The organism is Streptomyces sp. NPDC088915 (assembly GCF_044749825.1).
Taxonomy (GTDB): Bacteria; Actinomycetota; Actinomycetes; order Streptomycetales; family Streptomycetaceae; genus Streptomyces.
Map to the genome: position 1 here is coordinate 173,200 of NZ_JBIVIR010000003.1, position 18,435 is coordinate 191,634.

At 72.8% G+C, this 18,435-nt stretch carries 19 protein-coding genes and 1 riboswitch; of the genes, 14 read left to right on the forward strand and 5 right to left on the reverse strand.

The window, feature by feature from the left end:
• Positions 1–7: 7 nt before the first annotated feature.
• Both gcvH and gcvT read right to left on the reverse strand, forming a co-directional pair.
• The gene (gene gcvH, locus ACIP5O_RS07415) at positions 8–388 is read right to left on the reverse strand and encodes a glycine cleavage system protein GcvH (RefSeq protein WP_030218599.1); all 381 of its coding nucleotides are present in this window, start codon (positions 386–388) and stop codon (positions 8–10) included.
• A gap of 77 nt (positions 389–465) precedes the next feature.
• Entirely contained in the window at positions 466–1,590 is a 1,125-nt protein-coding gene (gene gcvT, locus ACIP5O_RS07420) for a glycine cleavage system aminomethyltransferase GcvT (RefSeq protein ID WP_401289690.1), read from the reverse strand.
• A gap of 168 nt (positions 1,591–1,758) precedes the next feature.
• Positions 1,759–1,873, reverse strand: a riboswitch (glycine riboswitch).
• A 168-nt stretch (positions 1,874–2,041) separates the two neighbouring features.
• On the opposite strand from gcvT, the gene ACIP5O_RS07425 reads away from it, so the two are divergent.
• From ACIP5O_RS07425 to ACIP5O_RS07480, 12 genes are all read left to right on the forward strand, one after another.
• Positions 2,042–2,704 carry an AAA family ATPase gene (locus ACIP5O_RS07425; RefSeq protein ID WP_401289692.1) on the forward strand — a complete coding sequence of 221 codons (663 nt, stop codon included), beginning with the start codon at positions 2,042–2,044 and terminating at the stop codon, positions 2,702–2,704.
• Between the two features lie 125 nt (positions 2,705–2,829).
• Positions 2,830–3,570 (forward strand): enhanced serine sensitivity protein SseB, encoded by a 741-nt coding sequence (locus ACIP5O_RS07430; RefSeq protein ID WP_401289693.1) that lies wholly within the window; start codon positions 2,830–2,832, stop codon positions 3,568–3,570.
• 57 nt (positions 3,571–3,627) lie between these two features.
• Positions 3,628–4,419 (forward strand): enhanced serine sensitivity protein SseB C-terminal domain-containing protein, encoded by a 792-nt coding sequence (locus ACIP5O_RS07435; RefSeq protein ID WP_401289696.1) that lies wholly within the window; start codon positions 3,628–3,630, stop codon positions 4,417–4,419.
• A gap of 353 nt (positions 4,420–4,772) precedes the next feature.
• Positions 4,773–5,801 carry an ABC transporter permease gene (locus ACIP5O_RS07440; RefSeq protein WP_401289698.1) on the forward strand — a complete coding sequence of 343 codons (1,029 nt, stop codon included), beginning with the start codon at positions 4,773–4,775 and terminating at the stop codon, positions 5,799–5,801.
• Positions 5,802–5,910: 109 nt separating this feature from the next.
• Positions 5,911–7,680, forward strand: a complete 1,770-nt coding sequence (locus tag ACIP5O_RS07445; protein ID WP_401289701.1) for an ABC transporter substrate-binding protein — start codon at positions 5,911–5,913, stop codon at positions 7,678–7,680.
• Positions 7,681–7,794: 114 nt separating this feature from the next.
• The gene (locus ACIP5O_RS07450) at positions 7,795–8,793 is read left to right on the forward strand and encodes an ABC transporter permease (protein WP_401289703.1); all 999 of its coding nucleotides are present in this window, start codon (positions 7,795–7,797) and stop codon (positions 8,791–8,793) included.
• Positions 8,790–9,899 carry an ABC transporter ATP-binding protein gene (locus tag ACIP5O_RS07455; protein WP_401289705.1) on the forward strand — a complete coding sequence of 370 codons (1,110 nt, stop codon included), beginning with the start codon at positions 8,790–8,792 and terminating at the stop codon, positions 9,897–9,899. The genes ACIP5O_RS07450 and ACIP5O_RS07455 overlap by 4 nt, the downstream gene beginning before the upstream one ends.
• Before the next feature lie 8 nt (positions 9,900–9,907).
• Entirely contained in the window at positions 9,908–11,272 is a 1,365-nt protein-coding gene (locus ACIP5O_RS07460) for an ABC transporter ATP-binding protein (protein WP_401290174.1), read from the forward strand.
• 47 nt (positions 11,273–11,319) lie between these two features.
• On the forward strand, positions 11,320–11,547 hold the full coding sequence (locus ACIP5O_RS07465; RefSeq protein WP_401289707.1) for a hypothetical protein: 228 nt from the start codon (positions 11,320–11,322) through the stop codon (positions 11,545–11,547).
• Positions 11,548–11,935: 388 nt separating this feature from the next.
• Positions 11,936–12,613 carry a trimeric intracellular cation channel family protein gene (locus ACIP5O_RS07470; RefSeq protein WP_125663640.1) on the forward strand — a complete coding sequence of 226 codons (678 nt, stop codon included), beginning with the start codon at positions 11,936–11,938 and terminating at the stop codon, positions 12,611–12,613.
• 23 nt (positions 12,614–12,636) lie between these two features.
• The gene (locus ACIP5O_RS07475) at positions 12,637–13,500 is read left to right on the forward strand and encodes a thioesterase family protein (protein WP_401289709.1); all 864 of its coding nucleotides are present in this window, start codon (positions 12,637–12,639) and stop codon (positions 13,498–13,500) included.
• Positions 13,501–13,658: 158 nt separating this feature from the next.
• Complete coding sequence (locus ACIP5O_RS07480) at positions 13,659–14,822, forward strand: cysteine desulfurase family protein (protein ID WP_401289712.1); 1,164 nt, start codon at positions 13,659–13,661, stop codon at positions 14,820–14,822.
• Positions 14,823–14,844: 22 nt separating this feature from the next.
• Here ACIP5O_RS07480 and ACIP5O_RS07485 read toward each other — a convergent pair whose 3' ends face one another.
• On the reverse strand, positions 14,845–15,495 hold the full coding sequence (locus ACIP5O_RS07485) for an N-acetylmuramoyl-L-alanine amidase (protein ID WP_401289715.1): 651 nt from the start codon (positions 15,493–15,495) through the stop codon (positions 14,845–14,847).
• A 61-nt stretch (positions 15,496–15,556) separates the two neighbouring features.
• Between ACIP5O_RS07485 and mnmA the strand changes: the two genes are divergently transcribed.
• Positions 15,557–16,702 carry a tRNA 2-thiouridine(34) synthase MnmA gene (gene mnmA, locus ACIP5O_RS07490; RefSeq protein WP_401289718.1) on the forward strand — a complete coding sequence of 382 codons (1,146 nt, stop codon included), beginning with the start codon at positions 15,557–15,559 and terminating at the stop codon, positions 16,700–16,702.
• Here mnmA and ACIP5O_RS07495 read toward each other — a convergent pair.
• The gene (locus ACIP5O_RS07495; protein ID WP_401289721.1) at positions 16,699–17,079 is read right to left on the reverse strand and encodes an NIPSNAP family protein; all 381 of its coding nucleotides are present in this window, start codon (positions 17,077–17,079) and stop codon (positions 16,699–16,701) included. The two genes, mnmA and ACIP5O_RS07495, sit on opposite strands and share 4 nt — an antisense overlap.
• Positions 17,080–17,088: 9 nt before the next feature.
• Positions 17,089–17,688 (reverse strand): hypothetical protein, encoded by a 600-nt coding sequence (locus tag ACIP5O_RS07500; protein WP_401289724.1) that lies wholly within the window; start codon positions 17,686–17,688, stop codon positions 17,089–17,091.
• 76 nt (positions 17,689–17,764) lie between these two features.
• On the opposite strand from ACIP5O_RS07500, the gene ACIP5O_RS07505 reads away from it, so the two are divergent.
• Positions 17,765–18,298 (forward strand): TIGR00730 family Rossman fold protein, encoded by a 534-nt coding sequence (locus ACIP5O_RS07505; RefSeq protein WP_401289726.1) that lies wholly within the window; start codon positions 17,765–17,767, stop codon positions 18,296–18,298.
• Positions 18,299–18,435 lie beyond the last annotated feature (137 nt).

An 18,435-nucleotide genomic window follows, 5' to 3' on the forward strand; every position in this document is an offset into this window, starting at 1 on the left:
CCCGGTCTCAGTTCCCGGCGGAGAACGCGGCGTACTCGTCGGCGGTGAGCAGGTCGTCCGGCTCACCCGCGACGCGCACCTTGAACAGCCAGCCACCCTCGAACGGAGCCGTGTTCACCAGGGACGGGTCGTCCACCACGTCCTGGTTGGCGGCGACGACCTCACCCGAGACGGGGGAGTACAGGTCGCTCACGGACTTCGTCGACTCCAGCTCGCCGCAGGTCTCGCCCGCGGTGACGGTGTCGCCGACCTCGGGGAGCTGGGCGTAGACGACGTCACCGAGCGCGTTGGCCGCGAACTCCGTGATGCCGACGGTCGCGACGCCGTCCTCGGCGTCCGACAGCCACTCGTGCTCCTTGGTGTACCGCAGCTGCTGGGGGTTGCTCATGACCTGATTCTCCTGGATCGGGGGAGTGCTGATGAACGTCGGTCTTGCGGGGTGAGACGCCGGATGGGACGGATGCGTCACTTCCGGCGCTTGTAGAAGGGCAGCGCCACGACCTCGTACGGCTCGTGGGTGCCCCGGACGTCCACGCCCACGCCCGGGGTGCCCGGCTCCGCGTGCGCCGCGTCCACGTACGCCATCGCGATCGGCTTCCCGAGGGTCGGGGACGGGGCGCCGGAGGTGACCTCGCCGACGACCTCGCCGTCCTTGACGACGGAGAACCCGGCGCGCGGGACCCGGCGGCCCTCGGCGACCAGGCCGACCAGCTTGCGCGGCGGGGCGGTCTCGGCGCGCTCGGCGGCCTTCTCCAGGGCCTCGCGGCCGACGAAGCGGCCCTCGTTGGTCGTCTTCTCGAACTTCACGACCCGGCCGAGGCCGGCGTCGAAGGGGGTGAGGGAGGTGGTCAGCTCGTGGCCGTACAGCGGCATGCCCGCCTCCAGGCGGAGCGTGTCGCGGCAGGACAGGCCGCAGGGGATCAGGCCGACGCCCTCGCCCGCCCCGGTCAGCGCCTTCCACACGCCCTCGGCGTGCTCCGGCTTCAGGAAGAGCTCGAAGCCGTCCTCGCCGGTGTAGCCGGTCCGGGCGATGAGCGCGGGCACGCCCGCGACCGTGCCCGGCAGGCCGGCGTAGTACTTCAGGCCGTCCAGGTCGGCGTCGGTCACCGACTTCAGGATGCCGGGGGACTCCGGGCCCTGGACCGCGATCAGGGCGTACGCGTCGCGGTCGTCGCGGACCTCGGCGTCGAAGCCGGCCGCGCGCTCGGTGAGGGCGTCCAGGACGGTCTGGGCGTTGGAGGCGTTGGCCACCACCATGTACTCGGTCTCACCGAGGCGGTAGACGATCAGGTCGTCCAGGATGCCGCCGTCCTCGCGGCAGATCATCGTGTACCGGGCGCGGCCGGTGCCCACCGTGGAGATGTTGCCGACCAGGGCGAAGTCGAGGAGCTCGACGGCCTGCGGCCCGGTGACGGTGATCTCGCCCATGTGGGACAGGTCGAAGAGGCCGGCCCGGGTGCGGACGGCGTTGTGCTCGTCGCGCTCGCTGCCGTACCGCAGGGGCATGTCCCAGCCCGCGAAGTCGGTCATGGTCGCGCCCAGCGAACGATGCAGCGCGTCGAGGGCGGTCAGGCGGGGGGCAGAGGTCATGGGGTGGCTCCCGGGTCCCAAGGGCGTTCGGTGACGAAGACATGACGGGCGAGGACGTCCTCCCCATCTGTCATGGAACCTGAGAGGTTCACCGGGGGCATCTCGTCACCGAGAGCCCGGCTTGCACCTTGGGTGGGGACACGACGGTGTCCCGCTTTTCAGATCTGCCTCATCCACGCGGTACGGGGCCTGAGAGATTCAAGGGAGGGTCTTGCTCCTTCGGCGCCCGGACACACTCCGTGGTGACCCACGTCGCGCTCCGGAACTCTCCCGCGCGGATTCGAACGGCCGGTATGCGGTTGTACGGCGACTGTGCGCGCCCAGGGCCGGACAGGTCCTGGCGGGCACATCATTGCACGCGGTGTCGGCGCGGCAAATCGCTTGTGCCCCATTACCGTTTCTTTACACTTCTTGGGAAGGGTCTCCCGAGGCCCGTCAGGGGGAGAAGGCGATGACGATCCAGCACACCGGCGCGTACGCGACGAGTACCGGCATACCGTCCCCACGGGCCCGCGCCCGGACCCGGGGACGGGGCCGGATCCTGCGGGACCTGCGCGAGCGCGGCGGCCGGGGCCCCCGCGCCCTGGCCTTCGCGGCCGGGGACCTCGTGGTCGTCTCCGGGCTGCCCGGCAGCGGCAAGTCCACCCTCATGAAGCGGGCCGCCGGGGACCGGGGCGTCGACTCCCAGGACGCCCGGGAGCGCTGGGAGGCCCGGATGCCCCGCCTCCTGCCGTACGCGCTCTACCGCCCCCTGGTCCGGGTCGCGCACTACGCCGGGCTGCGCCGCGCCCTGCGCTCCGGCGCGAGCGTGGTCGTGCACGACTGCGGCACCCAGTCCTGGGTGCGCGGCTGGCTCGCCCGCGAGGCCCGCCGGCGGGGGAGCGAGCTGCACCTGGTCCTCCTCGACGTCACCCCGGACACCGCCAGGGCCGGGCAGCACGCCCGGGGCCGGGGCGTCTCCGCGTACGCCTTCGCCCGGCACCGGCGCGCGGTCGGCCGGCTGCTGCGGGCCGCCGGGACCGGCCGGCTCCCGCACGGCTGCGCCTCGGTGACCCTGCTCGACCGGGACGCCGCCGACGCCCTCCGGACGATCGGCTTCGGGGAGGCGGCCTGATCGCGCCCGTGACCCGTCCGGGGCGCCCGTACCCCCTTCCTTCCGGCCACGGCGGCGCCCGGGCGGCGTTAGGGTGCTGCCGGGCCGCCGGGTACGGCAGGCCGTGCGAGAAGGGGAACGGGACCGTGGACGTGACGTGGCCGGGCAACGAGCTCGAAGAGGTGCTTGCCGCCTCGCTCGGCAACCCCGGGGCGGGAGGCCGCCTCCTGGAGGTGCTCGGCCGCAGCCCGGTCTGGGTCCCCCTGCCCAACGGCGGCGGACCCGACAGCCCCGACCTGGACCTCGCCACCATGGAGATCGAGGGCGCGGCCTACGTCCCCGTCTTCAGCTCCGAGCAGCAGCTCCGCGCCTGCGCCGGCGACCACATGTCCTTCGCCGTCGCCCCCGCCCGCGACTTCGCCCGCGGCCTGCCCCCGCAGCTCGGCATCGCCGTGAACCCCGGCGGCACCGTCGGCGTCCCGCTGCCCCCGCCCGCCGTCGCCGAGCTCTGCCGCGCCGGCCGGACCCCGCTCGACGGCCCCGCGTCCGGCGGCCGCGTCCGGCTCTTCGAGCCCGACTGGCAGGACGACCCCGTCGACTTCCTCGCCGCCGCCTCCGCCGAGTTCGAGGCCACCGGCGTCGTCGCCACCGCCCGCCGCGCCCTCGCCAGCGTCGAGGGCACCGAGCCGGCCCTCTTCATCGGCGTCCAGCTCTCCCACTGGGAGGGCGCCGACCGGACCGCCCCCCTGGACGCCCTCGGCCGGGCCCTCGGCCGCGTCGAGGTCGCCTGGCCGGTCAACCTCATCCTGCTCGACATGGCGCAGGACCCGGTCGGGGACTGGATGGTGGAGCGGGTCCGCCCCTTCTACCAGCGCGCCGCCGTGTGAGCGGCTCCCTGTTTAAGCTGAACTGATTCGGTGGACGGAAGAGGGGCGGGACCCAGGGTGAGTGCGTCAGGCACCGCTGCGGCCGGTCAGGTCGAGCACATGCTGCGCCAGGTGGCACCCGGACGCTACGACGCGTACGAGCGGCTGCTGCACGCCCTCGCCGACGGCGAGCTGCGGATGCTCCTCTGGCAGGGCACGCCCGGCTCGCCCGACGCCCAGTACGGGAACATGGAGGTCGACGGCTTCGGCTACGCGCCCTGCGTCACCTCCGACCAGGAGCTCGCCGCCTCCGGCTGGAACCGCGGCCACGAGCGCGTCACCGGCCGCGAGATCGCCCGCGCCCTCTACCCGGACCGCTGGGGCGTCTGGCTGAACCCGCACGCCCCCGGCGGCGGCGTCGGCATCCCCTGGGCCGACCTGCGCCGGATCGCCACCGGCCTCGACCGGATGCCCGCCGGGCCGCTGCGCGTCACCGAGCCCGCCCTGGAGATCCCGCAGTTCTACGCCCTGATCACCCAGAACGCGCACCGCACCCCGGCCGTCCGGGCGCTGCGCCGCGGCTGGGTGCAGCCCGCGCTCGGCTCCCCGTACCTCGTCATCGGGCTCGACCTGTACGACACCTCCCCGGCGGCCGTCGACACGGTCCGGTCGATGATGAGCCGGTCCATCGGCTCCGTCCCCGACGGGCTGCCCGTCTCGACGGTCGCCCTCTCCGACGCGTACGACCCGGTGGCGCTCTGGCTGCGGGCGAACGCGCGCCCCTTCTACGACCGCGAGGCGCACGCGGGGCGCGGCCCGGCCCCCGCCCCGGGATACGGCTACCCGCCGGCGGCGCCGTCCGGATACTGAGACGGCCCCTGTCTCCCCGTCCGCCCCACGGGTCCCGTCGGAAGCCTTCGTTCGCCCCAATTGAAGAGCTCAAACGCCCAGTTGGGTGACATGTCCGATTGGGGGGAAGAGGGCCCGAGATGGTCCGCTCACGCCCGCACGACGTCCGGATAACGGAAGTCGCAGCACCGCATCACGTTTGAGCAAACATTCCTCGTCAGGGCTGGCGGGTGATCACGAGCGCATTGAAGACTCCCCGGAACACCGGGTGTTCCGCTCCTTTTCGAGCAGGTACCCGGCAGGTTGTTCCACCGAGCCGCTACCCGCGGCGGGCAAGGGCCGGCTACCGGCGGCCGAGAGGGGTCCTCACCACGATGACGGCACCACTGCACGAGACCAGTGCGGGCGCGTCGACCGCCACCGTCGACGGCGTGCCCGCCGATCCCGGCTCCTCCGGCACCCCCGGCACTCCCGAGAAGGGGATCCAGGGCCGCTCGCCCTGGAAGATCGCCTGGACCCGCCTCAAGCGCGACAAGCTCGCCCTCGCCGGCGCCTGCGTCGTCCTCTTCCTCATCCTGGTCGCGATCTTCGCGCCGCTCATCGTCGGTCTCCTCGGCCACCCGCCGGACGAGTTCCACGAGGACCGGATCGACCCGCTCTTCGGCACCCCGATCGGCTCCTGGGGCGGCATCAGCTCCGACTTCCTCCTCGGGGTCGAGCCGGTCAACGGCCGCGACGTCTTCAGCCGCATCGTCTACGGCGCCCGGATCTCGCTGCTCGTCGCCTTCCTGGCGGCGGTCTTCGCGGTCCTCCTCGGCACGGTCCTCGGCATCGTCGCGGGCTACTTCGGCGGCTGGATCGACGCGGCCCTCAGCCGGGTCATGGACGTCATGCTCGCCTTCCCGCAGCTGCTCTTCACGATCGCGCTGGTCTCGGTGCTGCCCCCCGAACTGTTCGGGATCGAGGGGTCGGGCGTGCGCATCGCCGCCCTCGTGCTGGTGATCGGCTTCTTCGGCTGGCCGTACGTCGGCCGCATCGTCCGCGGCCAGACCCTCTCGCTGCGCGAGCGCGAGTACGTGGAGGCCGCCCGCAGCCTGGGCGCCGGCCGCCTCTACATCCTCCGCAAGGAGCTGCTGCCCAACCTGGTGGCCCCGATCACGGTCTACGCGACCCTCATGATCCCCACCAACATCCTCACCGAAGCGGCCCTCAGCTTCCTCGGCGCCGGCGTGAAGCCGCCCACCGCCTCCTGGGGACAGATGTTGTCCAAGGCCGTCAACACCTACGAGTCGGACCCCCTGTTCATGGTGATCCCCGGCCTCGCGATCTTCATCACCGTCCTGGCGTTCAACCTCTTCGGCGACGGCGTGCGCGACGCGCTGGACCCGAAGGGCTCCCGCTGACCGTACGCCGACGACCCGCACGAACCGCCCCTGCCGCTGGCGACAGGAGGCCCATCCCCACCGGCGGACCGCCGTAACGGCCGCCACTATCCCGGAGGTTGCGAGACCCATGACCCTGATGAGCTCTCAGAGGCGCAGAATCGCCGCGGGCGCGCTGCTCGCGGCGGCCACGATGGTCGTCACCACGGCCTGCGGCGGCGGCAACGGCGGCAGCGGCGGCGACAAGGGCAAGGACGGCCTCGCCTTCAACGGCGGCGTCAACAAGGTCCTCAACGCCTCCGACAAGAAGGGCGGCGAGCTGAAGTTCATCGGCTCGCAGGAGGCCGACAACTGGGACCCGCAGCGCGGCTACTACGGCTTCGTGTGGGACTTCGCCCGCTACTACACGCGCCAGCTGGTCACCTTCAAGGCCGAGCCGGGCGCCGCCTCCACCGAGCTGGTCTCCGACCTCGCCACCGACACCGGCAAGGTCTCGGCCGACGGCCTCACCTACACCTTCACCCTGAAGGACGGGGTCACCTGGGAGGACGGCAAGCCGATCACCTCCAAGGACATCAAGTACGGCATCGAGCGCATCTGGGCCCAGGACGTCATCTCCGGCGGCCCGATCTACCTCCAGCAGGTCCTCGACCCCAAGGGCGAGTACAAGGGCCCGTACAAGGACACCTCCGCGGACAAGCTCGGCCTGAAGGCGATCGAGACCCCGGACGACAAGACCATCGTCTTCAAGCTGCCGGTCGCCAACGGCGACTTCCTGCAGATGCTGGCGATGCCCGCGGCCTCCCCGGTCCGCCAGGACAAGGACACCAAGTCCAAGTACGGCCTGAAGCCCTTCTCCTCCGGCCCGTACAAGTGGGAGTCGTACACCCCCAACAAGTCGATCAAGCTCGTCCGCAACGACAAGTGGGACGCCAAGACGGACACCGTCCGCAAGGCCCTGCCGGACAAGATCAGCGTCACGTTCACCACGAACGCCGACGACATGGACAACCGCCTGATCGAGGGCGAGTACGACCTCGACATCAACGCGACCGGCGTCGGCGCCGCCGCCCGCCAGAAGGTGCTCCAGCAGCACAAGGAGAACGTCGACAACCCGCAGACGGGCTTCATCCGCTACGCGGTCTTCCCGCAGACGGTCATCGACAACGTCGAGTGCCGCAAGGCCATCATCTACGCGGCCGACTCGAAGTCCCTCCAGACCGCCCGCGGCGGCCCGCAGGCCGGTGGCGACATCGCCTCCAACATGCTGCCCCCGGCGATCAAGGGCGCCGACCCGAAGGCCGACCCGTACGGCAAGCTCGCGGGCAAGGCGGACGTGGCGAAGGCCAAGGCGGCCCTCGCCAAGTGCGGCAAGCCGAACGGCTTCAAGACCACCATCGCGGTCCGCAACAACAAGCCGATCGAGATCGCCACCGCCGAGTCCCTCCAGCAGTCGCTGAAGGCCGTCGGCATCGAGGCCCAGATCGACCAGTTCGACGGCGCCCAGACCTCGGGCATCATCGGTTCGCCGAAGGTGGTCAAGGAGAAGGGCTACGGCATCATCATCATGGGCTGGGGCGCCGACTTCCCGTCGGGCCAGGGCTTCCTCCAGCCGCTGGTCGACGGCCGCTTCATCCTCCAGAGCGGCAACAACAACTTCTCGGAGCTGAACGACAAGGCCGTCAACGGCCTGTTCGACCAGGCGCTGAAGGAGACCGACCCGGTCAAGGCCGGCGAGCTCTACAAGCAGATCAACACGAAGGTGTCGGAGGCCGCGGTCTACCTGCCCTTCACCCACGAGAAGAACATCATCTGGCGCAGCTCCCGGCTGACCAACGTCTACACGGCGGACGCCTACAACGGCCGCTACGACTACGCGTCGCTCGGCGTCGTCAAGTAATCCGACCCGCTCCACCGGCGCACCACCCGCCGCCAGGTCCGAAGGGCAGGTGATGGCCGAGGGCGGCGGCCGGGGGACCCGATCGGGTCCCCCGGCCGCCGACCGGCCGACCGCATGCTTGCATACATAGTCCGGCGACTCTTCGCGGTCGTCGTGATGCTGCTCGTCGTCACGCTCGTGACGCTCAGCATCTTCTTCCTCATTCCCAAGCTGACCGGCAGCGATCCTGCCGCGATGTTCGTCGGCAAGCAGGCGGACCCGGCCTCCATCGAGGGCATCCGGCAGAAGCTGGGCCTGGACGAGCCGATCCTGGTGCAGTTCTGGCACTTCGTCTCCGGCATCTTCGTCGGCCGCGACTACGTCGGCGGCGGCGACAGCATCCACTGCGCGGCCCCGTGCTTCGGCTACTCCTTCAAGACCGAGCAGGACGTCTGGACCATGCTGGTCGACCGGATCCCGGTCACCCTCTCCATGGTCCTCGGCGCGGCCGTGCTCTGGCTCCTCATGGGCGTCACCACCGGCGTCGTCTCCGCGCTCAAGCGCGGCACCATGGTCGACCGGGCCGCGATGGTCACCGCGCTCGCCGGCGTCTCGCTCCCCATCTACTTCACCGCCATGCTGGCGATGTTCCTCTTCCGCACCCAGCTCGGCTGGCTGGACGCCACGTACGTGCCGTTCACCGAGTCCCCGGGCGAGTGGTTCGTCGGCCTGCTGCTGCCCTGGGTCACCCTCGCCTTCCTCTACGCGGCGATGTACGCGCGCCTCACCCGCGCCACCATGCTGGAGGTCCTCGGCGAGGACTACATCCGCACCGCCCGCGCCAAGGGCCTGCCGGAGTCGGTCGTCCTGGGCAAGCACGCGATGCGCTCCACCATGACCCCCATCCTGACCATCTTCGGCATGGACCTGGGCGCCCTCGTCGGCGGCGCGGTCCTGACCGAGACCGCGTTCAACCTGTCGGGCCTCGGCAACGCCGCCTTCAAGGCGGTCGGCGACCGCGACCTGCCGGTGATCCTCGCGGTCACCCTCATCACGGCCGCCTCCGTGGTCATCGCCAACCTCGTGGTGGACCTTCTGTACGCGGTGATCGACCCCCGAGTGAGGCTCGCATGACGGACAAGCTGCCGAAGACCGGAACGGCGGTGGAGGAGCCCGCCGCCACCGCGGGCGGCTCCGCCCCGTCCGGCGCCTTCCTCGACGTCCGCGACCTGAAGATCCACTTCCCGACCGACGACGGTCTGGTCAAGTCGGTCGACGGCCTCTCCTTCCAGCTGGAGAAGGGCAAGACCCTCGGCATCGTCGGCGAGTCCGGCTCCGGCAAGTCGGTGACCTCGCTCGGCATCATGGGCCTGCACACGGTCGGCCAGTACGGCCGGCAGAAGGCCCGGATCTCCGGCGAGATCTGGCTGAACGGGCGCGAGCTGCTCTCGGCCGACCCGGAAGAGGTCCGCCGGATGCGCGGCCGCGAGATGGCCATGATCTTCCAGGATCCGCTCTCCGCGATGCACCCGTACTACACGGTGGGCGCCCAGATCGTGGAGGCGTACCGCGTCCACCACGACGTGAACAAGAAGACGGCGCGCACCCGGGCCGTCGAACTCCTCGACCGGGTCGGCATCCCCGAGCCCGCCAAGCGGTTCGACAACTACCCGCACGAGTTCTCCGGCGGCATGCGGCAGCGCGCGATGATCGCCATGGCGCTCGTCAACAACCCCGAGCTGCTCATCGCCGACGAGCCGACCACGGCCCTCGACGTGACCGTGCAGGCGCAGATCCTCGACCTGATGCGGGACCTCCAGAAGGAGTTCGGCTCCGCGGTCGTCATCATCACCCACGACCTCGGCGTCGTCGCCGAGCTCGCCGACGACATCCTCGTCATGTACGGCGGGCGCTGCGTCGAGCGCGGCCCGGCCGAGCAGGTCTTCTACGAGCCGCAGCACCCCTACACCTGGGGTCTGCTCGGCTCGATGCCCCGCATCGACCGGGAGCAGACCGACCGCCTCATCCCGGTCAAGGGCAACCCGCCCAGCCTCATCAACATCCCGAGCGGCTGCGCCTTCAACCCGCGCTGCCCGTACGCGGACGTCCCCGAGGGCGGCATCACGCGCACCCAGCGGCCCGAGCTGGAGCTCGTCGGAGAGCGCCACTACTCCGCCTGCCACATGCCGCAGGAGGAGCGCACCCGCATCTGGACCGAAGAGATTGCGCCGAAGCTGTGAGCGAGACCATGGAACCCCTGCTCAAGGTCACCGGCCTGCAGAAGCACTTCCCCATCCGGAAGGGCCTGCTCCAGCGCCAGACCGGCGCGGTCAAGGCGGTCGACGGCCTCGACTTCGAGGTCTACCCCGGCGAGACCCTCGGCGTCGTCGGCGAGTCCGGCTGCGGCAAGTCGACGATGGGCCGGCTCATCACCCGCCTGCTCGAACCGACCGGCGGCACGGTCGAGTTCCAGGGCGAGGACATCTCCCACCTCGGGGTGTCCGGGATGCGTCCCTTCCGCCGGGACATCCAGATGATCTTCCAGGACCCGTACGGCTCGCTGAACCCGCGCCACACGGTCGGCACGATCGTCTCGGCGCCCTTCCGGCTCCAGGGCGTCGAGCCCGAGGGCGGCGTGAAGAAGGAGGTGCAGCGCCTCCTCGGCCTGGTGGGCCTCAACCCGGAGCACTACAACCGCTACCCGCACGAGTTCTCCGGCGGCCAGCGCCAGCGCATCGGCATCGCCCGCGCGCTCGCGCTCAAGCCGAAGCTGGTCGTGGCGGACGAGCCGGTCTCGGCCCTGGACGTCTCCATCCAGGCGCAGGTGGTCAACCTCCTGGACGACCTCCAGGACGAGCTGGGCCTCACCTACGTGTTCATCGCGCACGACCTCTCGGTCGTCCGGCACGTCTCGGACCGCATCGCCGTGATGTACCTCGGCAAGATCGTCGAGCTCGCGGACCGCACGTCCCTGTACACGGCCCCGATGCACCCGTACACCCGGGCCCTGATGTCGGCGGTCCCGGTCCCGGACCCGCGCCGCCGGGGCGTCAAGAGCGAGCGCATCCTCCTCAACGGGGACGTGCCCTCCCCGATCGCCCCGCCGCCGGGCTGCCGCTTCCACACCCGCTGCTGGAAGGCGACGGAGATCTGCAAGACCCAGGAGCCCCCGCTCCTGGAACTCCGCCCGGGCCAGCGCGTGGCCTGCCACCACCCGGAGAACACGGAGGGCGTGACGCTGCCGGGGGCACGGGAGTCGGTGGAGATCACGAAACGCCCGGAGCCGACGGTGTCGGCCGCCACCACCGGGACGGTTGCGGGGGCGGAGGCTCCGGTCGAGGCCGGGGCGGCTGCGGGGGCGGAGGTCCCGGTCGAGGTGGAGGTGCCCGTGGAGGCGGAAACCCTGGCAAAGGCCGGGGAGCCTGCGGAGGCTTCGGCCAAGGCCGGGGCGGCTTCGGAGGCGGACGTCCGGGCCAAGGCCGGGGCACCTGCCGAGGCGCCCGCCGAGACGGGCGGGGCGGCCGAGGTCGCTGCCGAGCCCGCGCCCGAGGCGACGAAGTCGGCCGAGGTCGCTGCCGACCCCGCCGCCGAGGGCGACGCGCCGAAGGCGTGAACCCCGAGAGGTCCCCGTCGCCACCGGGCGACGGGGACCTCTCGCGTGTGCGGGCAGCACCCGCCCTGGGCTCCGCGCCCGCCCTGGGCTCCGCGCCCGCCCTGGGCTCCGCGCCCGCCCTGGGCTCCGCGCCCGCCCTGGGCTCCGCGCCCGGCAGGGCCGAGCGCCCCGCGCGGCGGGTCGACCGGACCGCCCCGGCCGGACTGCCCTGGCCGGACCGCGCCCGCCCGGTGAGTCGGCCGGACTGCCCTGGCCGGACCGCGCCCGCCCGGTGAGTCGGCCGGACCGCCCCGGCCAGACCACCCCGGTCGGACTGCCCTGGCCGGACCGCCCCGGCCGGACCGCGCCCGCCCGGCGTGTCGGCCGGACCGCTCCGGTCGGGTCACGCCCGGCGGGCCGGCCGGACCGCCCGGGGCGCCGGACCCGAGGGCGGCACCGGCTCGCGGCGCGGAGCGCTCGCGTCAGGGGGGTTCGGGGGCGCGGCCCCCGGTCCCGTCAGGGTTTCGGGAAGGGGCGGGGTGGGGGAGATCCCCTCCCCACCCACCGGAGGGGGCCGGAGCGAGACGCGGGGGACGCTCCGGCCCCGCCGAGGGCGCCGGCGCACCGGGCCCGCCCCACAGGCCGACGCCCACCCCCCACGGGAACTACCGGCACAATTGGGCGGTGCTCCACGACCTGTTCACCCCCTCCGTCCAACACGCCCTCGATCTCGTCGGCATCTTCGTGTTCGCCATCTCCGGCGCCCTCCTCGCCGTCCGGAAGAACTTCGACGTCTTCGGCATCGCCGTCCTCGCCGAGGTCACCGCCCTCGGCGGCGGCCTCTTCCGCGACCTGATCATCGGCGCCGTGCCCCCCGCCGCCTTCACCGACCTCGGCTACTTCCTCATGCCCCTGGTCGCGACGGTCCTCGTCTTCTTCCTGCACCCCCAGGTGGAGCGCACCCAGGCCGCCGTCAACGTGTTCGACGCCGCCGGGCTCGGCCTCTTCTGCGTGACGGGGACGACGAAGGCGTACGACTACGGCCTCGGCCTCACCTCCTCCGCCGCCCTCGGCCTCGCCACCGCCGTCGGCGGCGGCGTCCTGCGCGACGTGCTCGCCAACGAGGTGCCCTCGCTGCTGCGCTGGGACCGGGACCTGTACGCCGTCCCGGCGATCGTGGGTGCGACGACGGTCGTGCTCTGCATCCGCTTCGACACCCTCAACGCCTTCACGAGCGGCGCCGCCGTCCTCACCGCCTTCGTGCTGCGCCTCCTCGCGATGCGCTACCACTGGCGCGCGCCCCGCGCCTGGAACCGCCGCTCCTCCACCAGCGAGGAGCCGGAGAAAGCTACCGCTCAGTAGTAACCTGCGGTACCTTCGGATCCATGAGCACGAGCACCGAGACGGACGCCGGGACGGACGCCGTCGTCACGAACGAGTTCGACCGCGACACCGCCGTCACCCTCCGGGAGCCCGGCGTCTACGACGCCGACCTCTCCGCCGGCTGGACGATCATCCACGCCGTCAACGGCGGCTACCTCCTCGCCCTGCTCGGCCGCGCCCTCGGCCACCACCTCCCGCACCCCGACCCGTTCACGATCTCGGCGCACTACCTCACGCCGTCCGTCCCGGGCCCCGCGGTGATCCGGACCGAGACCGTCCGCACCGGCCGGACCCTCTCCACCGGACAGGCCTCGCTCTTCCAGTACGCCGAGGACGGCACCGAGGTCGAGCGCATCCGCGTCCTCGCCTCGTACGGCGACCTCGACGCCCTCCCCGACGACGTCCGCACCAGCGCGACGCCCCCGGCGATGGCCCCGATCGAGAACTGCTTCGGCGCCTCCGACGGCCCCACCCCGCAGATCCCCGGCTCCTCCGCCATCACCGAGCGGCTCGACATCCGCCTCGACCCGGCCTGCGTCGGCTGGGCGATCGGCGCGCCCTCGGGCAAGGGCGAGATGCGCGCCTGGTTCGGCCTCGCCGACGGGCGCGAGCCCGACGCCCTCTCCCTGCTGCTCACCGTCGACGCCCTGCCGCCGACCTCCTTCGAGCTGGGCCTCAAGGGCTGGACCCCGACCGTCGAGCTCACCGCCCACGTCCGCTGCCGCCCGGCCCCCGGCCCGCTGCGGGTCTCCATCACCACCCGCAACCTGGCCGGCGGCTTCCTGGAGGAGGACGCCGAGGTCTGGGACAGCGCCGACCGCCTGGTCGCCCAGTCCCGCCAGCTCGCCCGCGCCCCGCGCGGCTGAGCCCGTACGCCCGCACCCCCGTACGTACACCCGTACGCCCGGACCACCGCCGCCCCGCCCTTGCCGCACAGGGGCGGGGCGGCGGCACACCCGGGTACGGCGGCGCGAACGGGCCGGGCGCCGGGAGCGCCGCGGCGGGCTCGTAGAATCGACCCACCATGGCTTACCTCGACCACGCCGCGACCACGCCCATGCTGCCCGAGGCGATCGAGGCGATGACCGCCCACCTCGCCGTCACGGGCAACGCCTCCTCCCTCCACGCCGCCGGACGGCGGGCCCGGCGGACCGTCGAGGAAGGCCGCGAGACCCTCGCCGCCGCCCTCGGCGCCCGGCCGAGCGAGGTCGTCCTCACCTCCGGCGGCACCGAGGCCGACAACCTCGCCGTCAAGGGCCTCTACTGGTCCCGCCGCGACGCCGACCCCCGCCGCGTCCGCGTCCTGGCCAGCCCGGTCGAGCACCACGCCGTCCTCGACGCCGTCGACTGGCTCGCCGTCCACGAGGGCGCGCGGGTCGAGTACCTGCCCGTCGACCGCCACGGCCGGGTGCACCCCGAGGCCCTGCGCGAGGCGCTCGCCCGCGACCCCGAGACCGTCGCCCTGGCCACCGTCATGTGGGCCAACAACGAGATCGGCACCCTCATGCCGGTCCGCGAACTCGCCGACGTGGCCGCCGAGTTCGGCGTCCCCCTGCACGCCGACGCCGTCCAGGCCGTGGGACAGGTCCCGGTCGACTTCGCCGCCTCCGGACTCGCCGCCATGACCGTCTCCGGCCACAAGATCGGCGGCCCCTACGGCATCGGCGCCCTGCTCCTGGGCCGCGAGCACACCCCCGTGCCCGTCCTGCACGGCGGCGGCCAGGAGCGGCACGTCCGCTCCGGCACCCTCGACGTCCCGGCCGTCGCAGCCTTCGCCGTCGCCGCCCGGCTCGCCGCCGAGCGGCGCGAGGAGTTCGCCCGCGAGGTCGGCGCCCTGCGCGACGAGCTCGTCACCGCCGTCCGCACGTCCGTCCCCGACGCGATCCTCGGCGGCGACCCGGTCGACCGGCTCCCCGCCAACGCCCACTTCACCTTCCCGGGCTGCGAGGGCGACTCGCTGCTCCTGCTGCTCGACGCGGCCGGCATCGCCTGCTCCACCGGCTCCGCCTGCACCGCCGGCATCGCCCAGCCCAGCCACGTCCTGCTCGCCACCGGCACCGACCCCGACCTGGCCCGGGGCACCCTGCGCTTCTCCCTCGGCCACACCTCCACCAAGGAGGACGTGGCGGCGGTCGCCGACGCGATCGGCCCGGCCGTGGAGCGGGCCCGCACGGCCGGCCTCACCTGAGCCCGGCCCCGCCCCCGCCCCCTCACGCCGGCTTCTTCGACGCCTCCCGCACCAGCCGCAGATACCGGTCCCAGTCCCAGTGCGGACCGGGATCGGTGTGGTCGGTGCCCTCGACCTCGACGTGCCCGATGACGTGCTCCCGGTCCACGGGTATCCCGTACCGGGCGCAGATGTCGGCGGTCAGCCGCGCCGACCCCTCGTACATCGCCGCCGTGAAGTCCTCCGGCCGGTCCACGAAGCCCTCGTGCTCGATGCCGATGCTCCGCTCGTTCATGTCCCGGTTCCCGGCGTGGAAGGCCACGTCGAGCTCCCGGATCATCTGCGCCACGTGCCCGTCCTTGCGGACCACGTAGTGCGCGGCGGCCCCGTGCCCCGGGTTCTTGAAGACCCGCAGGGCGGTCGCGTAGCTGCCCTGCACGACGTGGATCACGACCCGGTCGATCGTGTAGTCGTCCGGCCGGTCCGCCCGCCGCCAGTTCGCCCGCGCCGCCGACGTCCACTCCGCGCCCGCGTGGTCCAGCTCCCCCTCCACCCGCTTCCTCTGCGACCCCGGCAGCCGCCACCAGAAGCGCGCCAGCTCCTCCCGGGCGAGCACGGCCGTGCCCACCACCGCGGCCCCGCCGCCGAGCAGGACGGCCCGCCGCCCCACCGCCCCGTTCCCCTTGCTCCCCATGCCTTCGAGAACGCTTACTACCGCGACGGTGGTTCCCGGCGCCCCGTACCCTGGTGGGGCTATGACTCAGACCCCGCCCCAGCGCCCCCACGCCCGCCCCCTCCGGGTCCTCGCCGCCATGTCGGGCGGCGTGGACTCCGCCGTCGCCGCCGCCCGTGCCGCCGAGGCGGGCCACGACGTCACCGGCGTCCACCTCGCCCTCTCCGCGAACCCCCAGTCGTTCCGCACCGGAGCGCGCGGCTGCTGCACGATCGAGGACTCCCGCGACGCGCGCCGGGCCGCCGACGTCATCGGCATCCCCTTCTACGTGTGGGACCTGGCCGAGCGGTTCCGCGAGGACGTCGTGGACGACTTCGTCGCGGAGTACGAGGCCGGCCGCACCCCCAACCCCTGCCTGCGCTGCAACGAGAAGATCAAGTTCGCGGCGCTCCTCGACAAGGCGCTCGCCCTCGGCTTCGACGCGGTCTGCACCGGCCACTACGCCACCGTCGTCCTGGGCGAGGACGGCACCCGCGAGCTGCACCGCGCCTCCGACACGGCCAAGGACCAGTCGTACGTCCTCGGCGTGCTCGACGAGAAGCAGCTCGCGCACGCGATGTTCCCGCTGGGCGACACCCTCACCACCAAGGACGAGATCCGGGCGGAGGCCGAGCGGCGCGGGCTCGCGGTCGCGAAGAAGCCCGACAGCCACGACATCTGCTTCATCGCCGACGGCGACACCCAGGGCTTCCTGGCCGCCCGCCTGGGGACGGCGGAGGGCGACATCGTCGACGAGGCGGGCGCGAAGGTCGGCACCCACGAGGGCGCGTACGGCTTCACCATCGGCCAGCGCAAGGGCCTGCGGATCGGCCACCCGGCTCCGGACGGCAAGCCCCGCTACGTCCTCGACATCTCGCCCGTGAACAACACCGTCACGGTCGGCCCCGTCGAGGCCCTCGACGTCACCGCCCTCACCGCGATCAAGCCCCGCTGGTGCGGCACCGCCCCGGAGGGCCCCGGCCGCTACACCGCCCAGCTCCGCGCCCACGGCGGCGAGACGCCGGTGAGCGCGGCGATGGAGGAGGGCGAACTGCGGGTCACCTTCGACGAGCCCGTCCGGGGCGTCGCCCCCGGCCAGGCGATCGTGCTGTACGACGGCACGCGCGTGGTGGGCTCGGCGACGATCGCCACGACGGTCCGCCGGACGACGGAACCGGCCGGCGCCTAGGAGCCGGACCGGGGCGTCTCCTCCGGGCCCCCGGCCGCCGGTCCGGGCGCGGTGCCGGCCGCCGCGGGATCGCCGGGCAGCAGCGGACGCATGAAGGTGCGCTCGTACCGCAGCACGCATCCGCTGTCGTCGCGGATGCGGTCCGCCTCGACGAACTCGGGGTCCCGTCCGAAGAGCCGCCGGTACTCCTCGTAGGCGGCCAGTCCGGGAAAGCTGAACAGGGCCAGGGCCTCGTCGCTCGCACCCTCCGCCGGAAGGAAGTAGCCGTGGTGCGTGCCGCCGTGGGCCTGCACCAGTTCCATCCAGCGTCGGCCGAACCGCTCGAAGGCCGCGATCTGCTTCGGGTCGATCGTGTACCGCACGACGCATGTGATCATGGGCCAAGGCTAGGACCCGCCCGGAAAGCCCCGCTCCTCCACGAGGGATTCCACGAGGAATTCCGTGAGGAACTCCGCCAGGACCGGGGCCAGGACGTGCGGGGCGACCTCGTGGGTCTGGCCCGTCAGGGTGCGGTGCCGGGCGCGGGGGAGGGCCGCCGCCAGCTCGCGGGCCGCGCGCCGGGTCTCCGCCGGGCTGAAGCCCCCGTCGACCACGAGCACGCGCGCGGAGACCCGCCCGAGGGGCACGTCCGCGTGCGGCGGCTCGTACACCGAGACCGGGCCCACCGGCAGCCCGGCCGCCGCGGCGGCGAGCGCGAGGACGCCCCCCGTGCCCGTGCCGTGCACCGCCGCCCCCGGCCCCACCGCGGCCAGGACGGCCGCCAGGTCCTCGACCTCCCGCTCGGCACCCCCGCGTTCCCGGCGGTCGTACGCCACGACCGGGAGGTGCCGGGCGAGCAGCCCGGCCAGCGCCCGCCCGTCCGCCGCCCCCGGGGCCCCGCCCACCAGGACGAGCGGCGGCCCGTCCCCCTCCCCGTACCGCTCGTACGCGACCGTCGTCCCGTCCCGTGACGTGACGCGTCCCCCGAACCTGTTCACCTCGTCCATGGCAGGGCAGACCGGGGCTGTCGCCGGAACTCATCGCCGCGGCCCGGACTTTTCCGGGAGCCGTACGGTGGGGGCCATGAACATCTGCGTCTTCCTCTCCGCCGCCCGGCTCGACGAGCGGTACACGGCCCCGGCCCGTGACTTCGCCGCGCTCCTCGGCAAGGCGGGGCACACCCTCGTCTGGGGCGGCTCCGACACCGGCCTGATGAAGGTCGTCGCGGACGGCGTCCAGGAGGCGGGCGGCCGGCTCGTCGGCGTCTCCGTCGACTTCCTCGCCCACAAGGCCCGCCCGAACGCCGACGAGATGGTCGTCACCGAGGACCTCGCGCAGCGCAAGGCCCTGCTCCTCGCCAAGTCCGACGCGATCGTCGTCATGGTCGGCGGCACCGGCACCCTCGACGAGGCCACCGAGATCCTGGAGCTGAAGAAGCACGGCAAGCACCGCAAGCCGGTGGTCCTGCTCAACACGGAGGGCTTCTACGACGGCCTGAAGGACCAGTTCCGGCGCATGGAGGAGGAGGGTTTCCTCCCGCTCCCCCTCGCCGACCTCGTCTTCTTCGCGGACGACGGCGCGGCGGCCCTCGCGTATCTGGAAGCGGAGCTGGGCTGAGCGGGACGACGGATACCCCGCACCGGCGAACTGCGCACGGGCACTCTTGCGCGGCCCTTTCCCGCTCTGCTAAGGGACACGGGGTTTTCTCGCCCCGGACCCCCTTCGCGACTGTGTACGCGCGCGCGTGCCGCGTT

What these genes read in the sequence shown, in the direction of transcription:
- gcvH (WP_030218599.1), bottom strand. Translation starts at nt 388, where the DNA reads ATGAGCAACCCCCAGCAGCTGCGGTACACCAAGGAGCACGAGTGGCTG.
- gcvT (WP_401289690.1), bottom strand. Translation starts at nt 1,590, where the DNA reads ATGACCTCTGCCCCCCGCCTGACCGCCCTCGACGCGCTGCATCGTTCG.
- ACIP5O_RS07425 (WP_401289692.1), top strand. Translation starts at nt 2,042, where the DNA reads ATGACGATCCAGCACACCGGCGCGTACGCGACGAGTACCGGCATACCG.
- ACIP5O_RS07440 (WP_401289698.1), top strand. Translation starts at nt 4,773, where the DNA reads ATGACGGCACCACTGCACGAGACCAGTGCGGGCGCGTCGACCGCCACC.
- ACIP5O_RS07445 (WP_401289701.1), top strand. Translation starts at nt 5,911, where the DNA reads ATGACCCTGATGAGCTCTCAGAGGCGCAGAATCGCCGCGGGCGCGCTG.
- ACIP5O_RS07450 (WP_401289703.1), top strand. Translation starts at nt 7,795, where the DNA reads ATGCTTGCATACATAGTCCGGCGACTCTTCGCGGTCGTCGTGATGCTG.
- ACIP5O_RS07455 (WP_401289705.1), top strand. Translation starts at nt 8,790, where the DNA reads ATGACGGACAAGCTGCCGAAGACCGGAACGGCGGTGGAGGAGCCCGCC.
- ACIP5O_RS07460 (WP_401290174.1), top strand. Translation starts at nt 9,908, where the DNA reads ATGGAACCCCTGCTCAAGGTCACCGGCCTGCAGAAGCACTTCCCCATC.
- ACIP5O_RS07475 (WP_401289709.1), top strand. Translation starts at nt 12,637, where the DNA reads ATGAGCACGAGCACCGAGACGGACGCCGGGACGGACGCCGTCGTCACG.
- ACIP5O_RS07480 (WP_401289712.1), top strand. Translation starts at nt 13,659, where the DNA reads ATGGCTTACCTCGACCACGCCGCGACCACGCCCATGCTGCCCGAGGCG.
- ACIP5O_RS07485 (WP_401289715.1), bottom strand. Translation starts at nt 15,495, where the DNA reads ATGGGGAGCAAGGGGAACGGGGCGGTGGGGCGGCGGGCCGTCCTGCTC.
- mnmA (WP_401289718.1), top strand. Translation starts at nt 15,557, where the DNA reads ATGACTCAGACCCCGCCCCAGCGCCCCCACGCCCGCCCCCTCCGGGTC.
- ACIP5O_RS07495 (WP_401289721.1), bottom strand. Translation starts at nt 17,079, where the DNA reads ATGATCACATGCGTCGTGCGGTACACGATCGACCCGAAGCAGATCGCG.
- ACIP5O_RS07500 (WP_401289724.1), bottom strand. Translation starts at nt 17,688, where the DNA reads ATGGACGAGGTGAACAGGTTCGGGGGACGCGTCACGTCACGGGACGGG.
- ACIP5O_RS07505 (WP_401289726.1), top strand. Translation starts at nt 17,765, where the DNA reads ATGAACATCTGCGTCTTCCTCTCCGCCGCCCGGCTCGACGAGCGGTAC.